Annotated in this window: 23 protein-coding genes; 11 read left to right on the top strand and 12 right to left on the bottom strand. The window is 60.1% G+C overall.

Annotated elements, in window-relative coordinates; translation table 11 throughout:
• The first annotated feature begins 11 nt into the window (after positions 1-11).
• The gene (gene tsf, locus GLL_RS09480) at positions 12-671 is read left to right on the top strand and encodes a translation elongation factor Ts (protein ID WP_011141827.1); all 660 of its coding nucleotides are present in this window, start codon (positions 12-14) and stop codon (positions 669-671) included.
• Between the two features lie 47 nt (positions 672-718).
• On the opposite strand, the gene GLL_RS09475 is transcribed toward tsf, so the two are convergent.
• Both GLL_RS09475 and GLL_RS09470 read right to left on the bottom strand, forming a co-directional pair.
• The gene (locus tag GLL_RS09475) at positions 719-1,402 is read right to left on the bottom strand and encodes an OmpA family protein (protein WP_011141826.1); all 684 of its coding nucleotides are present in this window, start codon (positions 1,400-1,402) and stop codon (positions 719-721) included.
• A 2-nt stretch (positions 1,403-1,404) separates the two neighbouring features.
• Positions 1,405-3,300, bottom strand: coding sequence for a hypothetical protein (locus GLL_RS09470; protein ID WP_164928866.1), 1,896 nt, complete (start codon positions 3,298-3,300; stop codon positions 1,405-1,407).
• Positions 3,301-3,476: 176 nt separating this feature from the next.
• On the opposite strand from GLL_RS09470, the gene GLL_RS09465 reads away from it, so the two are divergent.
• The 3 genes from GLL_RS09465 (at position 3,477) to GLL_RS09455 (ending at position 5,321) form a co-directional block, all read left to right on the top strand.
• Complete coding sequence (locus GLL_RS09465; protein WP_011141824.1) at positions 3,477-4,487, top strand: GlxA family transcriptional regulator; 1,011 nt, start codon at positions 3,477-3,479, stop codon at positions 4,485-4,487.
• Positions 4,488-4,779: 292 nt separating this feature from the next.
• Positions 4,780-5,055: a CopG family ribbon-helix-helix protein gene (locus tag GLL_RS09460; protein WP_011141823.1), complete on the top strand. Its 276-nt coding sequence runs from the start codon at positions 4,780-4,782 to the stop codon at positions 5,053-5,055.
• Positions 5,046-5,321 carry a type II toxin-antitoxin system RelE/ParE family toxin gene (locus tag GLL_RS09455; RefSeq protein ID WP_011141822.1) on the top strand — a complete coding sequence of 92 codons (276 nt, stop codon included), beginning with the start codon at positions 5,046-5,048 and terminating at the stop codon, positions 5,319-5,321. Before GLL_RS09460 ends, GLL_RS09455 begins: the two co-directional genes overlap by 10 nt.
• Positions 5,322-5,727: 406 nt before the next feature.
• On the opposite strand, the gene GLL_RS09450 is transcribed toward GLL_RS09455, so the two are convergent.
• Together GLL_RS09450 and GLL_RS09445 are read right to left on the bottom strand one after the other, a co-directional pair.
• Entirely contained in the window at positions 5,728-6,426 is a 699-nt protein-coding gene (locus tag GLL_RS09450; protein WP_011141821.1) for a pirin family protein, read from the bottom strand.
• An 81-nt stretch (positions 6,427-6,507) separates the two neighbouring features.
• A complete protein-coding gene (locus tag GLL_RS09445; protein WP_011141820.1) occupies positions 6,508-6,975 on the bottom strand; it encodes a MarR family winged helix-turn-helix transcriptional regulator in 468 nt (155 codons plus the stop codon).
• Between the two features lie 123 nt (positions 6,976-7,098).
• Here GLL_RS09445 and nth point away from each other — a divergent pair, with 123 nt between their 5' ends.
• Positions 7,099-7,761 carry an endonuclease III domain-containing protein gene (nth, locus tag GLL_RS09440; protein WP_011141819.1) on the top strand — a complete coding sequence of 221 codons (663 nt, stop codon included), beginning with the start codon at positions 7,099-7,101 and terminating at the stop codon, positions 7,759-7,761.
• A 91-nt stretch (positions 7,762-7,852) separates the two neighbouring features.
• Here nth and GLL_RS09435 read toward each other — a convergent pair whose 3' ends face one another.
• Positions 7,853-8,284 (bottom strand): hypothetical protein, encoded by a 432-nt coding sequence (locus GLL_RS09435; protein ID WP_011141818.1) that lies wholly within the window; start codon positions 8,282-8,284, stop codon positions 7,853-7,855.
• A 329-nt stretch (positions 8,285-8,613) separates the two neighbouring features.
• On the opposite strand from GLL_RS09435, the gene msrA reads away from it, so the two are divergent.
• Positions 8,614-9,300: a peptide-methionine (S)-S-oxide reductase MsrA gene (gene msrA, locus GLL_RS09430; protein ID WP_164928865.1), complete on the top strand. Its 687-nt coding sequence runs from the start codon at positions 8,614-8,616 to the stop codon at positions 9,298-9,300.
• 10 nt (positions 9,301-9,310) lie between these two features.
• Here the strand turns inward: msrA and GLL_RS09425 are convergent, their stop codons facing one another.
• Both GLL_RS09425 and GLL_RS09420 read right to left on the bottom strand, forming a co-directional pair.
• Complete coding sequence (locus GLL_RS09425; RefSeq protein ID WP_011141816.1) at positions 9,311-9,871, bottom strand: sugar O-acetyltransferase; 561 nt, start codon at positions 9,869-9,871, stop codon at positions 9,311-9,313.
• 24 nt (positions 9,872-9,895) lie between these two features.
• Entirely contained in the window at positions 9,896-10,729 is an 834-nt protein-coding gene (locus GLL_RS09420) for a hypothetical protein (RefSeq protein ID WP_011141815.1), read from the bottom strand.
• A gap of 332 nt (positions 10,730-11,061) precedes the next feature.
• Between GLL_RS09420 and GLL_RS09415 the strand changes: the two genes are divergently transcribed.
• Entirely contained in the window at positions 11,062-12,315 is a 1,254-nt protein-coding gene (locus tag GLL_RS09415) for a GAF domain-containing sensor histidine kinase (RefSeq protein WP_164928864.1), read from the top strand.
• A 35-nt stretch (positions 12,316-12,350) separates the two neighbouring features.
• On the opposite strand, the gene GLL_RS09410 is transcribed toward GLL_RS09415, so the two are convergent.
• Both GLL_RS09410 and htpG read right to left on the bottom strand, forming a co-directional pair.
• The gene (locus tag GLL_RS09410) at positions 12,351-13,136 is read right to left on the bottom strand and encodes an energy transducer TonB (RefSeq protein WP_011141813.1); all 786 of its coding nucleotides are present in this window, start codon (positions 13,134-13,136) and stop codon (positions 12,351-12,353) included.
• Positions 13,137-13,343: 207 nt separating this feature from the next.
• On the bottom strand, positions 13,344-15,188 hold the full coding sequence (htpG, locus tag GLL_RS09405; RefSeq protein WP_011141812.1) for a molecular chaperone HtpG: 1,845 nt from the start codon (positions 15,186-15,188) through the stop codon (positions 13,344-13,346).
• A 549-nt stretch (positions 15,189-15,737) separates the two neighbouring features.
• Between htpG and GLL_RS09400 the strand changes: the two genes are divergently transcribed.
• Both GLL_RS09400 and GLL_RS09395 read left to right on the top strand, forming a co-directional pair.
• On the top strand, positions 15,738-16,316 hold the full coding sequence (locus GLL_RS09400; RefSeq protein WP_164928863.1) for a hypothetical protein: 579 nt from the start codon (positions 15,738-15,740) through the stop codon (positions 16,314-16,316).
• Positions 16,317-16,533: 217 nt separating this feature from the next.
• A complete protein-coding gene (locus GLL_RS09395; protein ID WP_164928862.1) occupies positions 16,534-17,709 on the top strand; it encodes a DUF3667 domain-containing protein in 1,176 nt (391 codons plus the stop codon).
• Between the two features lie 5 nt (positions 17,710-17,714).
• On the opposite strand, the gene rppA is transcribed toward GLL_RS09395, so the two are convergent.
• The 3 genes from rppA to chlG are packed head-to-tail and all read right to left on the bottom strand — an operon-like array spanning position 17,715 to position 20,188.
• Positions 17,715-18,386, bottom strand: coding sequence for a two-component system response regulator RppA (rppA, locus tag GLL_RS09390; protein ID WP_011141809.1), 672 nt, complete (start codon positions 18,384-18,386; stop codon positions 17,715-17,717).
• Positions 18,386-19,153, bottom strand: a complete 768-nt coding sequence (locus tag GLL_RS09385) for an MlaE family lipid ABC transporter permease subunit (RefSeq protein WP_011141808.1) — start codon at positions 19,151-19,153, stop codon at positions 18,386-18,388. The genes rppA and GLL_RS09385 overlap by 1 nt, the downstream gene beginning before the upstream one ends.
• A 3-nt stretch (positions 19,154-19,156) precedes the next feature.
• Entirely contained in the window at positions 19,157-20,188 is a 1,032-nt protein-coding gene (chlG, locus tag GLL_RS09380) for a chlorophyll synthase ChlG (RefSeq protein WP_011141807.1), read from the bottom strand.
• Positions 20,189-20,277: 89 nt separating this feature from the next.
• On the opposite strand from chlG, the gene GLL_RS09375 reads away from it, so the two are divergent.
• Both GLL_RS09375 and GLL_RS09370 read left to right on the top strand, forming a co-directional pair.
• Positions 20,278-21,645 (top strand): hypothetical protein, encoded by a 1,368-nt coding sequence (locus GLL_RS09375; RefSeq protein WP_164928861.1) that lies wholly within the window; start codon positions 20,278-20,280, stop codon positions 21,643-21,645.
• Positions 21,642-22,466 carry a thiazole synthase gene (locus GLL_RS09370; RefSeq protein WP_011141805.1) on the top strand — a complete coding sequence of 275 codons (825 nt, stop codon included), beginning with the start codon at positions 21,642-21,644 and terminating at the stop codon, positions 22,464-22,466. Before GLL_RS09375 ends, GLL_RS09370 begins: the two co-directional genes overlap by 4 nt.
• The last annotated feature ends 15 nt before the right edge of the window (positions 22,467-22,481 follow it).

Below are 22,481 nucleotides of genomic sequence, written 5' to 3'. Positions count from 1 at the left end.
AGGCAAACACCATGGCTGAAATCACATCCCAAATGGTCATGCAACTGCGCGAGAAGACCCAGGTCGGCGTACTAGACTGCAAAAAGGCGCTGGCTGAAGCCGAAGGCGATCTCGAAAAAGCGATCGAGCTGTTGCGCAAGAAGGGCATCATGAAGGCCGGCAAGGTCAAGGACAAAGTCGCCACCGAGGGACTGGTCGGTTCCTACATCCATACCGGCGGTCGTATCGGCGTGCTGGTGGAGGTCAACTGCCAGACCGACTTCGTCGCCAAGGGCGAGGAGTTCCAGCAGCTGGTGCGCGACATCGCCATGCAGATCGCGGCAAGCCCGAATGTCGAGTTCGTCTCGGTCGACGATGTCGATCAAGAAGTCAAAGACCGCGAACTGGCCATCGAGGTGCAGCGCGAAGACTTGCTCAGCAAGCCCGAAAAGATCCGCGCCCAGATTGCCCAGGGCCGGGTCGACAAGCTCTTCAAAGAGCGGGCGCTGTTGGAGCAGCCTTTTATCAAGGACCAGTCGATCAGCGTCGGCGAACTGATCACCCAGAAGATCGCCAAGATTGGCGAAAATATCAAGGTGCGCCGCTTCGCGCGCTTTGTACTGGGCGAGGGCCTCGAAAAAGAAGAGAAGAACTTCGCTGAGGAAGTGGCTGCCCAGACCGGCAGCGTCTGATCCGGCTTCAATTTTCAACAAGCCCGAGGCGAAAGCTGCGGGCTTTTTTATTGGCCCGGCTGATTTTTGATCAAGATTTCGACGCGGCGGTTTTTCTGGCGGCCTGCCGGGTCGTCGGAGCCGTCGGGTTTGGTGTTGGGGGCGACGGGCTTACCCTCGCCCAGGCCGCGGGCTGTGAGGCGACCCGTCGTGACGCTGAAATTGTTCGCCAGATAGGAGCGCACCGCTTCGGCCCGCCGCTCGGAGAGGCTCCGGTTGTAGCCGTCGGCGCCCTTGCTGTCGGTGTGGCCCGAGATCTCGATAGGGGCATTTTTGTAGAAATTGATCACCTGGGCCATCTTCTGGAGGGCTACCTGAGCGCTCGGGCGCAAATCGGCCTTGTCGAAATCAAAGAGAATATCCTCCGGCAGGGTGACCACGATTCCCGAGGCGGTGCGTTGGGCGTTGAAGTCGGAGAGGATCTGGTTGACCACCTGCGTTTCGGAGGCCGCGATCTGGGTGCTGCGGGTGGCGGAACCACCGGCACTGTCCGCGGCGGTCTCAGAGCCGGTGGGGGACATGAGGGCCACTTCGCTCGGGTCGAGGGCGACCAACGAACGACCGATGGGCTGGGTGGAGACGGCGGGCTCCCCTGAGCGCGAGGCGGTGGTTGGAGCGGGATTGTTGCCGCAAGCCACCAACAGCAGTACCAGGGCCGGGAGCGTTGCTCGAAGCACAAAGACAGTCCGCATGTTTATGACCCTCCCACGGGAATGCCCGAGATGATCATCTTGGGCCTGTCGGAGCGCTTCCAGTCGCTGCCTAGAACACTGTTGGTGGTGAGGGTGATGTTGCGCGCCCCCGGAGCGATGCGGCCGATGAAGACGAACTGGCCTTTGATCGTAGCGCCGGGGTTGACGGTCACTTTCGGATTGCTGGGGGGCGGGGCCGGGTTGTAGCGGTTGCCCAGATCGTCCTTCACCAGCATGTCGTCTCTGAAGTTGAGCTGAATCTGTTCGTTGTGGCCGTTGGTGACGGTCATCTCCAGGGCAATGTTGTCTTCGTTGTAAGTGACTTTGCTGAGACGCATCACCGAGCCGTTCGGGTGGTTGGTCTGTAAATTGACCTCGATCGTGTTGCCGCCGGCCGGAGGCTGGGGGGGTGTCGGCCCAGCGGGAGCGGCTGCCTGCGGCATGCTCTCGGCGGGAGTAGACGGTGCTGCAGCACTGTCGGGCCCCGGTACAGCGGACGCACCGGATTGCGCAGCGCCGGCCGCCAGCGGGGTGCTTGCCACGGCCTGCGACTGCCCTATGGAAATGCCTCCCACAATCATCTTGGGCTTGGTGGAGCGGCTCCAGTCGTCGCTGCCGTAGACGCTGTTGGTGGTGAGGGTAAGCCGGGAAGCGCCGGGGGCAACGCGCCCTAAGAAGGTGAAGCGGCCCTTGAGCGTCGCGCCTGGGGCGACGTTGAGCGCCTGGTTGTCGGGAGGCGGAGTAGGCAAGTAGGGGTTGCCCAGATCGTCGGTGAGCAGCATGTCCCCGGCCCCACTCAGTTGAATCGGTTCTTTCAGACCATTGGTCACCGCCATGTCGAGCACCACCGCGTCGGGAGCAAAGGTGACGCTGCTCACCCGCAGCACGGTGCCGTTTGGATGGTTGACCTGCAACGAGACCGGCTGGATTTCCGGCAGTTTCGGTGCGCTAAAGGCTACTGGGGCAGGTTTGCTCCCCTCGGCGGGGATAGCGACTTCGCTTGTCTGGGCCGGAGCGATGCCGGCTATCTGCAGCTTCGGATCGCGCGCTTCTTTCCAGTCGGGATTGCCGAAGCGTTCGTTGATGTGCAGCGTCAGCGGTCCCACGTCCTGGGGTACCCGGCCGGCAAAGTGCAGCACGCCCGCCAGCTTCTGCTTGCCTGAGACCAGAAGCTGGGGATTGCTCGCCGGGGGCACCAGATAGTAGCGGTTGGCGCGGCCGTCTTCGAGATAGGGTAAATCGCTGCGCCGGGACAGGGAGATCTCGCGATCGTTGCCGTTGATCGCCTCGAAAGCCACGCGCGTGTCGCGTTCGGTAAAGCGAACGCCTCCCAGCGCCAGGGTCAGGCCGTTGGCGTGGTGTGCGGAGAGTTCCAGGGGGCCTTCGCGGTTAATGGGGGTGGCAAAGTCGATGAGCGTGCCCTGCTTGCCGGGAAGACCCTGAACCATCAGCTGAGGCCGGTTGAAGCGGTTTCCGTACCTGGGGTTGAAGCGCACCGTCAAGTTGTTGCTATTGCGGCTCAGTGGTCCGGCAAAAGGAATTTTGAGCACGGCGGCGGTATGGGGCGGCACTTCCACGTCCTCTTTGGCTGCGAAGTACTGGCTGCCCGCCTCGTCCTGCAGCATCACCGGGTCGGTCGTTTCGGAGAGCTTGACAGGCTCGTTCCTGCCGTTGATCGCAAGCACGCCGAGGGTAACGAGATCGCCCTTGGCCTCGATCGATTGCACGTAAACGCTCGTCCCGTTCGGCTCGACCGCCAGCGGCTGCAACTCGGATCGCTCAGTGCCTCCACAGGCTGCAAGCAACGCCGCAAGCGACGCTGCAAACCCTACAAAGCTGTAGCGGCGAGCACCACACCTGCAGTACCCGCTCTCCCGTCGGTTCATTTCTTCTGCCATCGCCCTGTCCCTGCCTGTCGATGAAGGGTCGGCCACACTCAACTTAGGGATAGCATGCCATGGGTGACGGGCAGCTCATCGCAAATCGCGGGCTATTGATGTCTAGATATATCTGTGTATCGCTGCGTCGTTTCCACTTGACATCTTGATATTAGCCATAAAAGCATTTAGCGTAAATGACATATATCCCAGAATTTCCGCCACTTCCCCTTCACCAGGAACGATGTGTTCTCTTCGTAGCGTTTCCTGACATGAGTTTGCTTGACCTGACAGTAGCGCAAACGGTGTTCTGGGCGGCATCAAGATACATGGAACAACGTGGATTACCAGGATACAGTCGCCATACTATCAGTTTGAATGGCGGGCTGGTGCACAGTGCTGAAGGCGTGGCATTGGCAACGTTGGTACTGGTCGAGTTCGCAGACGTTGCGGTCGATACCGTCATTGTCCCCGGCTCCCCCGATATCGAGCAGGTATTGGACAACTCCATGCAACTGGTGGAATGGCTGCACCAGATATCCGGCAAAGCGCGCCGTATTGCATCCGTATGCAGCGGTGCCTTCCTGCTGGCGCAGGCAGGGCTACTCGACGGCAAGCGTGCCGCCACGCACTGGGCGATGTGCGATCTGCTGAAAAAACATTTTCCCTCGATTGAGATCGAACGCGATGCGATCTTTGTTCAGGAAGATTCGGTCTGGACCTCAGCCGGCGTCAGCGCCGGAATCGATCTCGCACTGGCCCTCGTAGAGGCCGACTGCGGACGTGACATCGCCATGAAGGTTGCACGGGAGCTGGTCGTCTTTTTGAAGCGGCCTGGCGGACAGTCCCAATTCAGCGAACTACTGCAATCGCAAGTACAGGGCAGCGCAGCCTTCGACGGCTTGCATCTCTGGCTCGCCGACCATATCGGCAACGAGAATTTAACGGTAGACCTTTTGGCCGAAAGAGTCGGTATGAGCCCGCGCAATTTCGCGCGCGTCTACAAACAAAGAACTGGCCGGACACCGGCAAAGGCAGTCGAAATTTTTCGGCTGGAAGCGGCGCGACGGTTGTTGGAGGATTCAGAGCGCAATGCCGATCAGATCGGCCGCCAGTGCGGCTTTGGCGACGAGGAGAGAATGCGGGTCACTTTTCAGCGCCATCTTGCAATATCGCCGACAGATTATCGCAGGCGATTCTCCAGGTGAAAACATGGTCGAAACGGATGTTCGATCTCAATGCCTTGGGACTCGAGGTTTGAGTAGCAGGCGAACAGAAAACCGGGTTAAGCAGTGGGTACCAGTTTGTCGTGAGAACTTTGCGACGACAAGTATTGATCTCGGCTGAAACCCAATGAAATCAAGGCTTGCCATGTTGCATATGACTGTTGCAAAATGCAGCCATGAAAATCGGGTATGCGCGGGTATCGTCAGAGCAAGAATATCTTGCATGTCATGCCCGTTTTGTGATAGTGATTAACAATGATTAGGAGTTAATCACATGACTACGCCAGAAACCCGCGTCATGACTGCACACGTTCCGATTCTTTTAGCCGATCAGGTCGATCTGCTCGCAGCACGTCTTGAGCGTTCGCGGGGCTGGATTGTAAAGCAAGCCCTGTCTGCGTTTGTTGAACAGGAAGAGCATCGCTACCGCCTGACCCTGGAAGGCTTAGCCGACGTTGATGCCGGGCGCACCATTGACCATATCACCGTTGAAGCATGGGCAGCCAGTCTTGATGGCGATATGCCTTTACCCCCGCCAGCATGCAGGTAACGTGGACAAGCAAGTCCCTTGAGGACTTGGCACGACTTCATGCCTTTCTGAGACCGGTTAATTCACAAGCCGCCGCCGCTGTGGTCAGAAACCTGACCGCAGGGGCCAAGCGGCTTGAACGATTTCCGCAACTCGGTACAGCTTTGCCGGAATTTGCCCCGCGTGATGTCCGACGACTGATCATTGTGGACTATGAAATGCGCTATGAGTTGAAGGACGATGCTGTATTTATCTTGCGTTTATGGCATGCCCGCGAAGATCGGTAATGGTTTCATGAGCCCATGAAAATCGGGTATGCGTGGGTATCTACGGACGACCTGAAACAGCGCGGGGTAAAGTTTCAATTCCTCATCGAGGCTATTGACACGACAACGCTGACCGGGCGGGCTATGTGGCAGACTCGGGGTTTGAGTCGCAGGCGAACAGAAAACCGGGTTAAGCAGTGGGTACCAGTTTGTCGTGAGAACTTTGCGACGACAAGTATTGATCTTAACCAGAATGAGAAATACTGGTGTGAGCACTGCTCTTGAACCTGCCCCTCACACTACCGGTTATTTTCTGTGAGCAGCATTTCTAAGAAATTCTCGTGGCAAGCCTTTCAGCCCTAACCCGGTTTACTGTTCCGTTGCTACGTGGACCCCGGAAGCGCTCTCCGGCAACCGGCCTTGTGGGTTACGCCAGATCGAACAGCAGAACTTCGGACGGTTCGACCCCTACCAGTTCGACAAGCGACTCGTCGGTTACCGCCGCGCCGTCGCCCGCTGTCAGGGTTTTGCCGTTCAGGGTGATTGCACCGCGTGCCACCTGCACCCAGGCCTGGCGGCCCGGGGCAAGGGTGTGCTCCGCCCGCTCACCCGCGCCCAACAAACCGGCATAGAGCACCATGTCCTGGTGGACTGCCAGCGCCCCTTCGCGGCCGTCGCCCGCCACCACCGGCACCAACCGGCCTTGCTTACTGGCCGCGTCGAAGTGGCTTTGCTCGTAGCCGGGGATCACTCCCCGCTCGGACGGCAGGATCCAGATCTGCAGAAAATGGACCGGCTCACCCTTGCTGTGGTTGAACTCGCTGTGGGCCACTCCGGTACCGGCACTCATGCGCTGCACGTCGCCGGGACGCATCACCGAGCCGTTGCCCAGGCTGTCTTTGTGCTCCAGGGCGCCTTCGAGCACGTAGGTGATAATCTCCATGTCGCGGTGGGAATGGGTGCCAAAGCCTTGTCCGGGGGCCACCCGGTCCTCGTTGATCACCCGCAGGGACCGAAAACCCATGTGCTGGGGGTCGTAGTAGTCGGCAAAAGAAAAAGTGTGGCGGCTGTCCAACCAGCCGTGCTCGGCACGGCCGCGCTTCTCGCTCGCTCGCAATGTGATCATGTCTGTCTCCCGGAATGCCGGCAAGGTTACCGGCTTCAATTCGTCCTAGTATAATAATACATCGAATACTTTAATATTAAACTACTTGTCTGCCGGTGTCCCCAGTTGAGCCGTGCCGAGTTTGCGGCACAGGGTGCCGAGGGTCTCTTGCTCGTCGGGGGTGAGGGCGTCCATCGCCGCGACCACCCCCTGGACGTGGGGCTTGAGCAGCCGCTCGACCAGTTCCCGCCCGGCCTCGGTGAGGTGCACCGTGATATAGCGGCGGTCGGTGACGGAGCGGACCCGTTCTACCAGTCCCCGCTTTTCAAGGTTGTCGATCACCAGGGTCATATTGCCGCCGCTTTTGAGCAATTTCCCCGCCAGAGCACTCTGACAGAGCGGCCCCAGGTGCAACAGCGCTTCGAGGACGCCAAACTGGCTGACGGTGAGGTTGGCACCGGCAAGATGCGCGTGGATGCGGCCACTCACCGCATCGCTGGCCCGCGTCAGTTTGATATAGGCGTCCAGTGCCCGGACCTCCGCCGGGGTGCCCCGATACTTCGTTCCCATGGTCTTTGTTGATCAAACTGTTTGATGTTAATGCATCTAGCCGCTGTTTCCCTTCCGTCGGCGGAGAGATAGGCACCGGCGGAGCGGACATTTAGTCTGGAGAGTACCGATGGCGAGAGGGCGATGGCAATCGAGACAATGGTGACTCCCGGGGGGGTGCGGGCGGTGATGGAGGGTCTGGCGGCCACCTACCGCGGCCGGGGCTCGGTGGAATTGGGCGAGCCTTACCGGGTGTTGGTCTCGACGGTGATTTCCCAGCGCACCCGCGAAGAGCAGACCACAGCGGTCTCGCAGCGCGTCTTCGCGCGCTATCCGGACATGGCTTCACTGGCTGCGGCCGATGAAAAAGAATTGCTCGTGCTGCTTGCCGGCAGCGAGTACCGGGAGGCCAAAGGGCCGCGCCTGATTGCCATGGCGACAATCCTGCTTGAAAAGTACGGCGGCCGGGTTCCTGACGATATCGACGCACTGCTTGCTCTACCGGGCATTGGTCGCAAGACGGCCAACTGTGTGCTCATCTATGCCTTCAACCGCGAGGCCATCTGCGTCGATACCCACATGCACAAAATCGCCAATCGACTGGGCTGGGTGACAACGAAGACCCCCGAGCAGACCGAAAAAGCGCTCGAAGTCGTGATGCCGCGCGATCTGTGGGCCGGGAGCAACCGACTGTTTTTGCAGCACGGCCGGGCAATCTGCCTGAGCGGCGCTCCGCCCCTGTGCAGCCGCTGCCCGGTTCGCCCCTGGTGCGCCTACGGCCAGGAGCCGACGGCCCGCAAACGCTGAAGCCGGCCGATGTCCGTAAGTCGCGGCGAAGACACCGGGCGGCTGCCAGGAGAACCCCGCAGCCGCCCGGTGCATCATCGCAGGTCGTAAGTTACTTTTTGGTGCCGGCCTTTTTGGTGCTGGTTTTGTCTTCTTCGTCGGCTTTGGCGTCGGCTTTCTTACCGCCATCGCGGTCGGATTTTCCGGCTTTGCCGCCGTCCTCGATGTCTTCCTTGGCCGCCTTGTCCATCAGTTGGCTGAGCTCTTCGAGCTTGTCGCCAAGGCCGGATTCAGCGCCCTTGGCCACCTTTTTGACGCCTTTACTCAGTTTGCCAAGGAGTTTGCCGACCGATTTGCCATCGACCTGTTCTTCCTTGAGCAAGCCTTCGAGCTTCTCCAGCTCTCCTGCAATCTCTTCAAACTCGGGACCGGCTTCAAGCAGATCCTTGCGCCAGGCCTCGATGTTGCGAACCGCCTTGCCCACGGCAAAAGTGGCGATGTTTTCGCGAAAAGCATTTAGCGTTGTGTCCAATTTATCCGACATTGAAAGTGCTCCTACGCAAGCGCGTTTGTGAAGGGTTCGAGCCCGCCTTTGGACGGATTTGCCGTCAAGGTCGGCGCAAGCTCCAAGGGCTGAAATTTAGGCCTTTGGAGTTCAAGCATCCATTGTTGCGAGCGGACGCTCATACCGAGTCGGCCCCCGGAAGGAGTTTTCCTCTGTCGCTGTAGGGAAATGCGCCGCCTGAAGGCACGCAAATCACCAGCCGGGTAGGCGCCGCGCAAAAAGGTGACAATCGTAGCGGGGCGATCCAATCTGATAGAGGGGCGGCTTCGTATCCCAGTCAGATGATTTTTAAAGGATTTTGCCACACCATGCCACTACGCCGTTTAGCCTTCGTCCGCTTCCTGGGCCGCGCTTTGCCGATTGTGGCATTGAGCGCCGGAACGCTCGCTTGCAGCGCTTCCTCCGCGACCACTCCCGATCCGGCCACGGATGCGGCCTTGACCAGTGCCGTCGGCCCCCAGACTGCGGTGTTTGCCGGGGGATGCTTTTGGGGGGTCGAGGCGGTCTTCGAGCACCTCAAAGGCGTCGAAGATGCGGTCTCCGGCTACGCCGGAGGTGACGCCTCCACCGCCAAATACGCAGCGGTGGGCTCCGGCCGGTCGGGCCACGCCGAAGCGGTGCGCATCACCTACGACCCGTCCAAAATCACCTACGGTCAATTGTTGAAGGTGTTCTTTCAGGTGGCCCACGACCCGACCCAGCTCAACCGACAGGGACCGGACCAGGGTACCCAGTACCGCTCGGCCATCTTTTTTACCGATGGCGAACAGCAGCGCATTGCTCAAACGTACATCGAACAGCTCGACAAAGCGCGCGTTTTCCCGCAACCGATTGTCACCCAACTGGCGCCCCTGCAGAAGTTCTATCTAGCCGAGCCCTATCACCAGGACTTCGTCAAGCTCAACCCTGCCCATCCCTACGTGGTCTTCCACGATCTGCCCAAGCTCGCCCAACTGCGCAAACAATTTTCCAATCTGTACCAAGACCAAAGCTGAAGCCCAGGGCTCAATCGAGATGGCGCAGCACCCGGCACGGATTGCCGGCGGCGATGACGTTGGCGGGGATACTTTTGACTACGACGCTGCCCGCGCCGATGGTGGTGTTCTGGCCGATCGTCACCCCCGGACAGACGATTGCCTTGCCCCCGAGCCAGACGTTGTCGCCAATGGTTACCGGGGCGGCCAATTCAAGGCCCGACCGGCGCAGGGCAGGCTCGGTGGGGTGCGTGGCGGTGTAGATATGCACCCCAGGAGCGCACAGCACATTGGTGCCGATAGTGACCGGGGCGCAGTCGAGGATAACGCAGCCGGTATTCAGGTAGAATCCTTCCCCGGCATAGATCTGACTGCCGTAGTCGCAGAAAAAGGGCGGCTCGATTTCCACCATCGTTCCGACGGCGCCCAACAGCTCGCGCAGCAATTGTTGCCGCCGCTCCCCTGGTCCGGGTTCGGTGGCGTTGTAGAGGGCGAGCAGTCCGCGCGCGCTCACCCGCAGGGCCACCAGTTCGGGATCGCTCGCACGATAGAGTTCACCGGCGAGCATCTTTTCTTTTTCGCTTCGCGCCATCGGCTCCCCAGTGTGCTGCTCGATTCATCTTGAAGCGGTAAAAGCCCGCAACCATCGGTAAGCCGCCGTTCCGACCACCGCCGCCCAAAAGGGGGTCAGTGCCGAGAGCCCCGCGGCTCCGCCCCAAAGGGCAGTTTCGATTCCAACCGACAGCGCCAAAGCCTGGGCAGCCTGGACCCGGATCGGCACGAGCGCTTCGCCGTCCTCGTCGCCGACGCTTACCAGCCGTCCCGACCCAATGCCCACCGGCAGAAACACCGCCGCCAGTCCGACCGCCAGTGCCCCGGCCGCGAAGGAGACCCCTGCGGCCGGGGCGGCTTCTCCCCAGGCCAGCACGACCAGCGTGAGCACAACACCCAGGCCCGCAAAGACAACCTGGGGCCGATTAGCCGGCGGCAACCGGCTGTCGAGCCAGAGCGCCACCGCCGTCAGTGCTGCGTAGGCCCAATTTCCCTGAAACGCCAGCCAGCCTCCCAAAGCCAACACCGCCAGCGAATCGCTCCATTTCACAGATAGCCCGGTGGTCCGGTTTACCACCCGCACCACCAGCATCAGCCAGAGCAATATCCCCAGATTTGGAAGCCCCCAGATGCCTGTGCCCACGATCGCAAGCCCCGCCGCCACAAATGCGGACAGATCCCTATCCGGATCTAACTCCCGGGCGATGGCCCAGGCCAAAAACACTGAAATCCCCGCAGTGAACCCCCAGAGCGCACTCTGCAACCACGGCGCGCCCAGGAACAACTGAATAACGCTTCCCCCCACTGCGGTGATGCCTGCGATCAAGGCGATGGTCCGGTTGGTCGGGTAGGAGGGGTCCACCGGGCGGCCAATGGCGGTGAGATCGCTGAGCTTCATGAAGAGACTCCCGGAGCAGGCATTGCCAACCTAGCCTGTCTTGCGTCCGGGTAGGCGCACAAAACAGGTGCCGACACTGCCGATAGGCTCCAGACGGCCATCTCTACTCCTTTGGGCACATCAAACCAACGCAGGAAGGATGGCAAAAAGTTCCCTGGTATTCTTGCGTTACGGGGTGACGAACACTCGTATCTGTCGCCCAATCGGGCACCGTTGGCGGTGGGAGGCACAACTGGACCGTGAATAGCCAAGATCAACAGCGCGAACCGCAAAACGGCCGTCAAATCCCCGCTAGTCGGGCAGAGGCAAGTTCCTGCCCAGGCGAGGGGGGGGTGGGTTTTCCCGCGAACGAGGACGAACGCCTGGCGGCTTTGCGGCGCTACAAGGTCCTCGATACTCCCCCCGAGCCCGGCTTTGAGCGGATAACGGCCCTCGCGGTTCGGCTTTTCGCGGTGCCAGTCTGTGTCATCTCGTTGGTGGACGAATGCCGTGTCTGGTTTAAGTCCAAGGTCGGCTGGAGCGGCGAACAAGTTCAGCGCGACGAGTCATTGTGCAGCTGGGCGATCTTGCAGAAAGAACTGATGGTGATCCACGACGCCCGGTTCGACGGGCGGTTGGCGTGCAACCCGTGGGTCCAGGCTGAACCCGGCATTCGCTTCTACGCGGGGGCACCACTGACCAGCCCGGACGGTTTCAACCTGGGTACCCTTTGTCTGATCGACACCCAACCGCACGCGACCTTCGACGAACCGCAGCGCCGGACACTCGCAGACCTGGCGGCCATTGTCGTCGACGAACTGGAATTGCGGCTGTCACTGGAGAGTGCCGAGCAGTCGCGATTGGCGGCCGAAGCCGCCAATCGCGCCAAGGACGAGTTTTTGGCCCTGCTCAGTCACGAGTTGCGCACACCGCTCAACCCGATCATCGGCTGGACCCAGATGCTCAAGCGCGGCTCGGTGGCCGCCGACAAGCAGGTGGAGGTGCTCGAGATCATCGAGCGCAACGCCAAGCTGCAAAACCAGCTCATCCAGGACCTGCTCGATGTCGCGCGCATCGAGCAGGGAAAGTTCAGCCACCGGCCCCAGCCGGTGATTCTGAGCGGGGTGGTGCAGGCGGCGGTGGAGGCGGTGCGCACCCTGGCCAAGGACGCCGGGGTGGCCTTGGAAGTCGAAGTGGCCGAGCGGTTGCCGGAGGTGATGGTCGATCCCACCCGCATGCAACAGGTGGTCTGGAACTTGCTTACCAATGCCATCAAGTTCACCCCGTCCGGCGGCTGGGTGCAGCTGCACTTGGTGGAGGCGGCCGACTGCCTGTGCCTGGTGGTATCTGACAGCGGGACAGGCATCTCGCCTGCGTTTATCCCGCATCTGTTCGAGCGCTTTCGCCAGGCGGGAGACGCGGGCACGCGCAGGCAAGGGGGCCTGGGATTGGGCCTGTTTATCGTGCGCTACATCGTCGAACTGCACGGCGGTCGGGTTTGGGCCAAGAGCGATGGGCAAGGCAAGGGGGCAGTTTTTACCGTCGAACTGCCCCTGTGCGAGTGCCGTGCGAATGCTTCCGACTCCGTCTTGGCGGCGGAACCCTGAAGGTGAGCACAGCGAGTCAGTAGCGTGAAACCCGCCTACTGCAACGAGAAAGTGATCGGTACCCGTACCCAGGCGGAGACCACTTCTTCGCCGCGGCGGGCAGGTTCGAAGGTAGTGCGTTTCACCGCTTCCATCGCCGCGTTGTCCAGTTCCACATGGCCAGAGGATTTGGCCACCTGCACCTCGGCTACCGTGCCGTCGGGATTGACAAAAGCTTTGACAATCACCCGCCCTTCCCAGTTGTTCTGCTGGGCAATTTCCGGATAGTCGGGCTGGACGTTGCCCTTCGGCCGGGCGTTGACCAGGGGCGGCGGCGGTGGGGGCGGCGGTGCTTCCACCGCCTCGGTACCGCCGGTGCCACCGTCCACACCCACCGGCGAAGTACTCCCGAAATCTTCGCCCTTTTCGGTACCGTAGCCGGTGCCGCGCGAACCGGACAGCATGTTTTCCGAAACGGTGGTCTCAGATTGAACCGGAGCTTTGCTGCTCAGGATCGGGCGCGAGGCTTTGGCTTTTTGCGGCGCGCTTCGCTTCGCCACCGACTTGGACTTGGGCTTCGTTTGTACCGGCTCGGGCGGCTTGGGCTTCGGCTTGGGGGGAGCGGGCTGCTTAATCTCGGGCGGCTTAGGAGGTGCGGTCTGCACCATCACCATCTTCTGCACGGGCGGCGGCTCGGGAGCTTTGGGCTCCGGCAGGTTCAAGAGCATCACTCCCCCGTGCAACACCGCCGATCCGATTACACTCAGCGCAATAATCCAGCCACTTGCAGTTCCCGAGGAAGTCGGTTCAAACGGCGTAAACGGTTCTGTATTGGAATCCATAGCAAATTCACTGCTAAACAGCCGGACTTTCCCGGAGCGAAGCCGGGTATACCCTATTCCACCAGACTGCTATGTAGAGCTTTTCTCAGATATCTACCCTTGGACAGATATCCTGCAAATTGACAGAAATTTGCTATAAATTTACTAGTTCATATTGGGGGGGCGGCCGGGAGCTGAGTACGGGCGTCCCGGCCGTGAGTCGGTGCCTTACTCCACCGCCCGGTTCGACAGGCGGGTCAGCACGTCGTTGGAGCGCTGGATGAACTGACCCATCGCCGCCGCATCGAAGCTCTTTTGTGACAGCAGCGCCAGATCGTAGACATGTTGGCAAACGAGCGTCACCAGCGCGTCGTCGCGGCCGGTATCCGCCAGCCGCTGGACGTTCTGGATGAGGGGATTGCTGGTGTTGAGCACCAGGGTATGGTCGTCCAAGAACTCCATCGGTTTTTGCTGCACCAGGGCGGTCATCTCCTTGATGCGCCGAAGCGACTCCGGGAGCAACAGCACCGCCGGGGTGGCCTCGCTTTTGAGCGCCTCGGCGCGCACTTTGAGCTTGGCCTGGCCGAGCTGCCGCTGAAATAATTCCACCAGTTGCTCACTGCGGGTCTTGTTGGTGGCCGGGTCCACCAGTTCGGCGGCTTTGTCTTTGCTCAGGACGTTTTCGTCCAGGTCGGAGTCGACCCGGGCGAAGCGCGCCTCGCTGTTGTGCCGCTCCAGGAACGAGACGAAGTGGGTGTCGATGTAGGCATCGAGCAACAGCACTTCGATATCCTGGCTTTTGAGCAGTTCGATGTAAGGCGCTTGGGCACCGGTGTCGCTGGCGTAGTAGACTTTGCCCCCGGTCTTTTCTTTGTTGTGCTCCAGGTAGTCTTTGAGGGTGGTGTAGCTCTCACCCAGGGCCACCGGGAAGATCAAGATGTCCTTGACCTGCTCATAAAATTTGTCGGAGTTCATCACGCCGTACTTGATGAACATGTTGATGTCTTTCCAGCACTGCACATAGCGCTCGTAGTCGTCGCGGTGCAGTTCCTTGAGGCGATCGCCGACTTTTTTGGTGATGTAATCGGCGATGCGGCGCACGGTGCGGTCGTTCTGCAAAAAGGAGCGCGAGACGTTGAGCGGAATGTCGGGGCTGTCGACCGCTCCTTGCAATGGTGTTAGAAACTGGGGAATAATTTCCTCGACGTTGTTGCTCACGAACACCTGATTGCAAAAAAGGCGAATCTGTCCCTTGGTCCAATCGATGTCGGAGCGTAGGCGCGGAAAATAGAGAATGCCCTGCAGGTTGAAGGGATAATCGGTATTGAGGTGGATCCAGAAGAGCGGCTCGTCATCCAGGGGATACAAGTAACTGTAGAATTCCTTGTAATCCTCGTCTTTGAGACTGCTCGGCGATTGGGTCCAAAGCGGCTTTTGGCGGTTGGCCGCCTCACCGTTGAATTTGATGGGTACCGGTAGAAAGTCGCAGTAGTTGCGGATAAGTTGCCGGACCTTGACCTCATCGAGAAACTCTTCGTTCTCGGTGTCGATCAAGAGCCGGACGGTCGTGCCCCGCTCGGTACGCCCGGAAGAGGTGAGTTCGAAGGCGGTAGTGCCGTCGCAACTCCACAGCACCGCCTCGGCGCCACTTTTATAGGAGAGCGTGTCGATCTCGACTTTGCCTGCCACCATGAACGCCGAGTAGAAGCCCAGGCCGAAGTGGCCGATGATCTGCTGCTTGACATCATCGCCCTGGTACTTTTGCAAGAATTCTTCGGCGCTCGAAAAAGCCACCTGGTTGATATACTTTTTGACTTCCTCGGCGGTCATGCCGATGCCGTTGTCGGTCACACTCAGCGTTTTAGCCTCTTTATCGAGGGTGACGTGGATCTCGAATTCCTCGCCGCTATTGTGAAATTCCCCGGAGTAGCCGAGCATCTTAAGCTTGCTGATCGCGTCGGCGGCGTTGGAGATAAGCTCGCGCAGAAAGATGTCTTTGTCGGAGTACAGCCAACGCTTGATGATCGGGAAGATGTTCTCGGTGTGGACGGTGATACTGCCTCTCTCTTGCATCGATGTAACCAGAACGCTCAGTTATCACAATAGCAAGACCGCTCCCACAGCTGTAACCGCTCCCCGCCTCGCTGGTGTGTGGGTTGTACCTTCGCGACAGCCTTCGGGCCTACCCCGGTTTCAGACGGCAAACGACAATCTGCACTCTACTCAAAATCAAACAGACAAATTGGAATAGTTGCCCTAAATTGCTGGACTTAGTATAGTATATCTTATTTGGAAGTTTTTTTACGAGCGCGCCACGACCATTTCTGGCCTATCAAATTCTACACCGTGAACTCTTGCAAAATTGCTGACCGGGGATCGCAAAAAGAAAATCACACCGCCCTACAACGGCTTAAGTCCGAGGAAGCTTGCGAGAGGGTGATCCCAGCTGCGCTGAGAGATTGCTGCGTCAGTCGTTGGTAAATTCCCCTCAGCAAAATCCCCGAGATTGTCGCCTAGGACACGATGACGAAGGAATGTTACAAGTCGTGGCGACATGCCTGGACGCCAGCTACAAATGTCTTGCAACCACCTCCCCGGGATCGCCGGGCAAGGAGATCATTGATGGATGAGAATATGAATACTGCGCCTCCGTCGACGGAGGCGCCGCTTGAAGTTGAGGAAAAACCGGTTGTTGCCGAGAGTGTCGAAGCCACTTCAGAAGATGAGCCCGTTGTCGAGCAAGTGCTCGATCAAGAAGCGACCGCCGAGGAGCCACATCTAGAGGAAACGACAGCAGCCGAGCCGGTGGAAGAGGAAACCATCGTTGCTGAAGAGCTTCTGGAGGAGCCGACTTTAGAGGCACCCACCGCTGTGGAGGAGACGGCCGTCGAAGAGGAGAGCATTTCCGAGCACGCCGCCCCTGAAGAAATGGTTGGGGAGCCTGCCGAGGCGGAAGTCACCGAAGAGGAGGCTGCCGTGGTTGAAGAGCCCGTTGCAGAGGATTCCGAGGTTGCCGCTGCAGAGGCAGTTTCTGAGACCCCGCTGGAAGAGACTACCGAAGAGGAAGCTATCGTCGAGCCGACTGAGGCCGCCGAGGATACTGCTGAAGAACACGTGCCCGGCGAGCAGGCAGTCGAGCAAACGGCCTCCGTCGTGGATGCCGATACCGACGAAACGCGCACGGAGCAGGCCACAGCGTAGCGAAGTCAGTTGAGAGTCGGGTACCGGGGGTGTCGATGCACCGAACAATATTTTGGATCCTTGTCTTTACTGCAACCCATGGTGATGTGCGCCAGATATTTCTCTGTTGAGCCGGTACCTCCATTCCTTGCCTTGCGATCGTGAATCCACGTCTGAAATGCTCCTTACCCGCCGCTCTGCCGGCGGGTTTTTTGCAACAAATCAGGGGAGCTTGCCCATGGAGGGTGAGCAGGTACAGTCCGAGGGGAAAGATTCGTTGCTAGCATATGCGGTGAACAGGATGTTCAGTTTTTTCAATCACCAGACGGTACGGACGATGGCCGAAGCCGATGCGAGAGTGCCCCAGCCGCTGCCTGTCGACTCTCCTGTACCAGCCAAACTCACGCGCGCCCAGAAGCGCGAACAGGTCCGCGCCGCCCGCCGCTCGCCCGTTTGCCTCAACTGCGGCGAACTGACCCCCGGCAACTACTGCATCAACTGCGGGCAACTTAACGAAACGTACCGGGTCTCGACCCGGAAGTTGGTCGCCGATTTCATCAACGACTATTTCACCGTCGATCTTAAATTTCCCAAAAGTGTTCTGCCGCTCTTGTTCAAACCCGGTTTTTTGACCAACGAATACATCGCAGGCCGTAGAGCACGCTACATCGCTCCCCTGCGCATGTATTTGTTTGTGAGCGTTCTTTATTTTGTGATTTTAGGGTTTTTCAGCAACACCCTTTTCGACAACTCAAATGATTTCACAGTGCAGACGGACGCAGGAGCCGACGCTCCTGCAAAGGTTCTGGATAATTCCAAAGCCACTCGGAAGATCGACAACGCGCTCAAACCGCCAAATCCAAAGCTTGATCCCCCCGGCGCCGATCAAAAAGGCGTCAGTGTTCGCATTGGCGACGACGGCAGCCTGCCGCTAGACATCAAGCCCGAGGATATCGAGGTTGATACTGGAAACCCGGACCTCGATCGCTTTCTTGACAGGCAAATTCGTGCCAAAGTCGACGACTACACAGCCCCGGGCGGACAGGAGCGTCTCATTCGCGACATTGAGGACAATTTGCCGATCGCAGTCTTCACCCTTCTGCCTGTGTTCGCTTTTCTGCTGAAGGTCTTCTACTGGCGCAGCGGGCGCTACTACGCCGAGCATCTAATCTTCTCGCTCCACTTCCATGCCTTTATTTTTCTGACGTTGGGCCTGGCCACGCTGGTGAACAGCAATCTGCTGTTACCCTGGACACCCGTTGTCCATCTTCTATATCTGTTCGTCGCGATGATGATGGTATACCAGCAGGGATGGCTGAAGACGTTGATTAAATATTCACTGCTCATAATCGGCTACAGTATCGCCATTATTTTTTCGATCGTGCTGGTGGCTTTGCTCACTTTTGTATTTTGATAGTCTTACGGCATCCCGAAGCGGTAACCCTGCCCGTAGACTGTGTGAATCAGGGCAGTGCCGGCGTCTTTGTCGATTTTGCGACGCAGCAGTTTAACCTGGGCTGCCACCACGTTGCTGTTCGGTTCGGCCCCCGAGTCCCAAACGTGCTCCAGGATCTGCTCATGGGTGAGCAACTGGCCGGGATGGCGCATGAAGTATTCGAGCAACTGATATTCTTTGGCCGACAGATCGATGGGACGACCGGCGCGGCGGACAAGCTTGTTGCTGACATCGAGCACCAGATCACCCAGACGCAACTCGTCGGACTGTCGCTCGGGAGGACGGCGCAACAAGGCCCGCACCCGGGCAAGCAACTCGCGCAGCTCGAAGGGTTTGACCAAATAATCGTCCGCGCCGGCCTCAAAACCGGCGAGTTTGCTGTCGATCGTGTCGCGGGCGGTGAGCATCAACACCGGTACCGAGCGCCCCCCGGCGCGCAGCCGGCGGCACAAATCCAGTCCCGAGTGACCAGGCAGCATCCAATCGAGGATGACCAAATCGAAGCTCTGGCTTGAAAGCAGATCCCAGGCGTGCTCCCCGTCGTAGCTTGTTTCGACCACGTGGCCTTCGCGTTTCAGCATCGCAGCCAGGGGATCGGCCAGTTCCGCTTCGTCCTCGACCAACAGCAGGTGCACTAGAACCCCCTTTGCAGGGCCTCGCCCGCTCCCCGAAACATCAAGGCCGAGAGGATGAAATTGACGATAAAAATCGTCAAAAGGGCCGTCACCACCGACTGGGTGGTGGAGTTGCCCACCCCCCGGGCGCCGCCGGTGGTGGTCAGTCCCCAATTGGTGCCGATGAGGGCGATGAGCACCCCGAAAATGCCCGCCTTGATCAGGCCGCTAATCATGTCCCAGCTCTCCAGCAAGTTGCGGGCCGAATCAAGGTAGAGCGTGGCCGAGATGCCGTAAAGCTGGGTAGTGATGAATAATCCGCCCGCCAATCCCGTGACGTCCGCCACGATGGTGAGTACCGGCAGCATCACCGCGCAGGCAATCACCCGTGGGGTGACCAAATAGTCGATCGGATCGGTGCGCAGCACCTCCAGCGCGTCGATTTGCTCGGTGACGCGCATCGTGCCTACCTCGGCCGCAAAAGCCGAACCCACCCGCCCGGCGATGATCACGGCGGTGAGCACCGGGGCCAGTTCGCGGGTGAGGGCGATGGCAAGCACACCGCCGATGGCGGAGGAAGCACCGAAAGAAATGAATTCACGCGCCACCTGGATCGTGAAGACCATGCCGATCGTGATGGCGGTGATCACGGCCACCAGTACCGATTCGGTGCCGACCACCGAGAGTTGATCGACCGTGTTGCGCCAGTGAATGCGCCCGCGCAGCAGATGAATGAGCACTTGACCCGCCAGCAATCCGGCCGAGATCAGCCTCTGGATCCATTCCATGGGCTAGAGGCTCCCCCAACCGAGCGCCAGACCCGTCACCAGCATCCCAAAGACCAGAAACGGTTGGGAACTCGCCTGATAGCGCACATCGTTGGCCACCGGGTCCGCCAGAAATCGCCGCTGAAAAACGATCTGCGGTACGATTAGCGCCGCCAGAACGGCCGCGTAGACCCAACTTTGCAGATAGAGCAAATAGCCCAGCACGCCGATTTGAAACACATCGATCATCAGCACGCAGATCCAGGCGGCCCGATCGACGCCGAAGATCACCGGCAGCGAGCGCAGGCCCAGTTTGCGGTCGCCCTCGATGCTCTTGAAGTCGTTGACGATGGCGATCCCGAGGCCGGAGAACGAATAGAAGAGTGTGAGCACGACGATCGTTGGACTGAGGGAGCCGAACAGGGCGTGGCCTGCGCACCAGGGCAGAGCGATGTAGCTCGCTCCCAGGGCGTAGTTGCCCAGCCAGCCGTTCTGCTTGAGCTTGAGAGGCGGTGCCGAGTAGATATAGGCCAGAAAAGCGCCGAAAAGCGTCAGCCCCGTGAGCACCCAAGGCGTGTGCCGCGCCCCGAACTCGGCCGCCGCCCACAGATCGAGACCCACCGCCAGGGCCAGCCCCAGTCCCAGCAGACCGAGAATCTGGGCCACCACCTGAGCGATCGCGATCGCTCCTGAGGGGATGGGCCGGTAGGGCTCGTTGATGGCATCGAGTTCGCGGTCGTAATAGTCGTTGAGCGTCTGGGTATAACCGGCCAAAAGCGGTCCGCTCAGCACCATGCAGGCGACGCCGGCCAGCACATAGGTACCGTTCCACTGGAAGTAACCCGCCCAATTGAACATACCTGCGGAGGCGGTGCCGCAGAGCACCCCCCACATCAACGGAATCCAGGTGACGGGCTTCATCAACTGCAACCGGATCTGCCACAGCGGGCGCTGCGCGTTGGTGTCCGCCCCCCGCATCCCCAACAGGCTGCGGGTCTTGCGCGTGTCCTTGGCCTGGGTGTTTTCCATGATCCCGATGCCTTCTGTCTGCTTCATCTTAAGGCAAGTGGCCTCCAGGCTCAGGTTTCGAGCTTGTCGCTATGATAGTGAGGTTGATCAGCAATCACCCCAGGCAAGTATCCGCCATGGCCCGAGCCAAACTGAGCGATCAAGAAAAGCAAGACATTGCGCGGCTTTACCGCGAAACCCACACCTCGACCACCCGGCTTGCCGAGCAATTTGGGGTCAGTGTAAGTACCATCAGCCGCCTGCTCAAAAGCGAGCTGAGCGAGCAGGAATATACGGGCTTAAGCGCCATGCGCCGCGCTGCCCGTGGCCCATCCGAAGCGAGCGCCCCTGCCGAGGTGGTGCAGGAGGAATTGCCCGCCGTGGCGCCGGTCGCCCTGCAGGAGGAACCGTCTGCGCTGCAACCCATCGTTGAGGGCGAACTGGCCGGCGAGGTGGATCTTGAAGCCCTCGCTCCGACGGTTCTTCCGGAGTCGCAGGAGCTGGAGCTCGCCTCTGAGTTGCCGCCCCAGGTCGGCGTCGAGCCCGAACCGACTGCTGCTTCCCAGGCCCCGGAAGCACCCGATCCAGCCTCCATTTTTGAGATTTCAGCCGAGACAGAACCTGTTCCAGCTTCTGAGACTTCTGAGGAGGTGGAACCGACGCCTGCTTTCGAAGCATCTGCTGCTGTGGAATCGGCTCCTGCCGCAGAGCCGCCCCGCCGCCGCCGCCGTAGAGCCGCTGCCGCAGAACCGGAGCCGGAGCCCGAGAGCCCCCCGATTGTAGCCCCGGCGCCAGAACCGCCGGTTGAGGTAGTCCTGCCTGCCATTGCGGAGTTTGAGCCCGTTGCCTCCGAGGCGCCGCCCGCCCCGGCCCGCCCGGAGGGCGAATCGGCGGACCCCCCCCCAGTGCGCAGCCGCATCCTCAAGCGCTCCGATCCAGCTCGGATGTCGACGGGTGAATCTTCTGAAGCTTCTGCCGCGGTACCGTCTCAGTTTGCCGAACTGGAGGCGGAATTTGCCCAGTCCGCGGGGCGCTTCGCGGGCGAAGAATTCGACGAAGAAGACGATTTTGACGAAGAAGAGGATGAAGACGGGTTGCCTTTGGAGCCGGAAACCCTCACTGCCGAATCGTCGCTGCCTATCGAGGTTTTGCCGTTTGCAGAAGCCGAATTTCCGCGCACCTGCTGGGTGGTGGTGGACCGCGCCTCTGAACTGATGACCCGGCCTTTGCGCGATTTCAACATTGGCACCATCCCCGACGGCGAGCGCGAGGAAATAACGCTTCCGATCTTTGAAAACCAGCGGGTGGCGCGGCGCTATTCGAGCCACTACCACCGCCCGCTGCGTCTGCCCGCGCACCTGATTCTCTCGACGCGCCTTTACTTGCTGCGCAAGGGGATCACCCGCCTGCTGGTCGGCAAGCAGGTCTACTCGTTGGTGCAGGGAGAAGAGGCGCCGGCAAACGGGGACGACCACTATCACCCCGACACGGAGGATCTGCTGTGATCCAGACCCAATCGCCGCCCGATGCGCTGCAGATTGCCAATCGCTCCTTCCGCTCGCGGCTGATGACCGGCACCGGCAAATATCGCTCCTTCGAGGTGATGCGCGCCGCCGTCGCCGCTTCTGGAAGCGAAATTGTCACCGTCGCTGTGCGGCGGGTGCAGGAGGGTGTGCCGGGCCACGGCGGCCTCGGCCAGGAACTCAATTGGCAAAAACTCTGGATGCTGCCCAACACCGCCGGGGCGAAGAGCGCCGAAGAAGCGGTGCGCTACGCCCACTTCGGCCGCGAGATGGCGAAGATCCTGGGCCAGGAGGACAACCACTGGGTGAAGCTCGAGGTGATCCCCGAGACCAAGTACCTGCTGCCCGACCCCCTCGGCACCTTGCAGGCGGCGGAGACGCTCATCAAACAGGGCTTCACGGTGCTGCCCTATATCAACGCCGATTTTCACCTGGCCCGGCGGCTCTGGGAGATGGGCTGCGCCACGGTGATGCCTTTGGGTTCTCCCATCGGCTCCGGCCAGGGCCTTCAAAACGCGGCGGCCATTGCGCTCATTATTGCCGAATCGCCGGTGCCGGTGGTGGTGGACGCGGGCATCCGCACACCTTCGGAGGCTTGCCGGGCGATGGAGATGGGAGCGGCGGCGCTGCTGATCAACACCGCCATCGCCCAGGCCGAAGAGCCCATCGCCATGGGCCGTGCGATGGGCCTGGCCACCGAGGCGGGCCGGCTTGCCCATCAGGCGGGGGCCATCCCGGTCAAAACCTACGCCAGCGCCAGTTCGCCGCTTACGGGACTGGTGGGGAGCGCTGTCGGCAGTTGAAGCCCACGGATGCCG

The sequence above is a fragment of the Gloeobacter violaceus PCC 7421 genome (assembly GCF_000011385.1).
GTDB classification, from domain to species: Bacteria; Cyanobacteriota; Cyanobacteriia; order Gloeobacterales; family Gloeobacteraceae; genus Gloeobacter; species Gloeobacter violaceus.
This window is presented reverse-complemented; position numbering and strand designations above follow the sequence as displayed.

What these genes read in the sequence shown, in the direction of transcription:
- tsf (WP_011141827.1), top strand. Translation starts at nt 12, where the DNA reads ATGGCTGAAATCACATCCCAAATGGTCATGCAACTGCGCGAGAAGACC.
- GLL_RS09475 (WP_011141826.1), bottom strand. Translation starts at nt 1,402, where the DNA reads ATGCGGACTGTCTTTGTGCTTCGAGCAACGCTCCCGGCCCTGGTACTG.
- GLL_RS09470 (WP_164928866.1), bottom strand. Translation starts at nt 3,300, where the DNA reads ATGGCAGAAGAAATGAACCGACGGGAGAGCGGGTACTGCAGGTGTGGT.
- GLL_RS09465 (WP_011141824.1), top strand. Translation starts at nt 3,477, where the DNA reads ATGACATATATCCCAGAATTTCCGCCACTTCCCCTTCACCAGGAACGA.
- GLL_RS09460 (WP_011141823.1), top strand. Translation starts at nt 4,780, where the DNA reads ATGACTACGCCAGAAACCCGCGTCATGACTGCACACGTTCCGATTCTT.
- GLL_RS09455 (WP_011141822.1), top strand. Translation starts at nt 5,046, where the DNA reads ATGCAGGTAACGTGGACAAGCAAGTCCCTTGAGGACTTGGCACGACTT.
- GLL_RS09450 (WP_011141821.1), bottom strand. Translation starts at nt 6,426, where the DNA reads ATGATCACATTGCGAGCGAGCGAGAAGCGCGGCCGTGCCGAGCACGGC.
- GLL_RS09445 (WP_011141820.1), bottom strand. Translation starts at nt 6,975, where the DNA reads ATGGGAACGAAGTATCGGGGCACCCCGGCGGAGGTCCGGGCACTGGAC.
- nth (WP_011141819.1), top strand. Translation starts at nt 7,099, where the DNA reads ATGGCAATCGAGACAATGGTGACTCCCGGGGGGGTGCGGGCGGTGATG.
- GLL_RS09435 (WP_011141818.1), bottom strand. Translation starts at nt 8,284, where the DNA reads ATGTCGGATAAATTGGACACAACGCTAAATGCTTTTCGCGAAAACATC.
- msrA (WP_164928865.1), top strand. Translation starts at nt 8,614, where the DNA reads ATGCCACTACGCCGTTTAGCCTTCGTCCGCTTCCTGGGCCGCGCTTTG.
- GLL_RS09425 (WP_011141816.1), bottom strand. Translation starts at nt 9,871, where the DNA reads ATGGCGCGAAGCGAAAAAGAAAAGATGCTCGCCGGTGAACTCTATCGT.
- GLL_RS09420 (WP_011141815.1), bottom strand. Translation starts at nt 10,729, where the DNA reads ATGAAGCTCAGCGATCTCACCGCCATTGGCCGCCCGGTGGACCCCTCC.
- GLL_RS09410 (WP_011141813.1), bottom strand. Translation starts at nt 13,136, where the DNA reads ATGGATTCCAATACAGAACCGTTTACGCCGTTTGAACCGACTTCCTCG.
- htpG (WP_011141812.1), bottom strand. Translation starts at nt 15,188, where the DNA reads ATGCAAGAGAGAGGCAGTATCACCGTCCACACCGAGAACATCTTCCCG.
- GLL_RS09400 (WP_164928863.1), top strand. Translation starts at nt 15,738, where the DNA reads ATGGATGAGAATATGAATACTGCGCCTCCGTCGACGGAGGCGCCGCTT.
- GLL_RS09395 (WP_164928862.1), top strand. Translation starts at nt 16,534, where the DNA reads ATGGAGGGTGAGCAGGTACAGTCCGAGGGGAAAGATTCGTTGCTAGCA.
- GLL_RS09385 (WP_011141808.1), bottom strand. Translation starts at nt 19,153, where the DNA reads ATGGAATGGATCCAGAGGCTGATCTCGGCCGGATTGCTGGCGGGTCAA.
- chlG (WP_011141807.1), bottom strand. Translation starts at nt 20,188, where the DNA reads ATGAAGCAGACAGAAGGCATCGGGATCATGGAAAACACCCAGGCCAAG.
- GLL_RS09375 (WP_164928861.1), top strand. Translation starts at nt 20,278, where the DNA reads ATGGCCCGAGCCAAACTGAGCGATCAAGAAAAGCAAGACATTGCGCGG.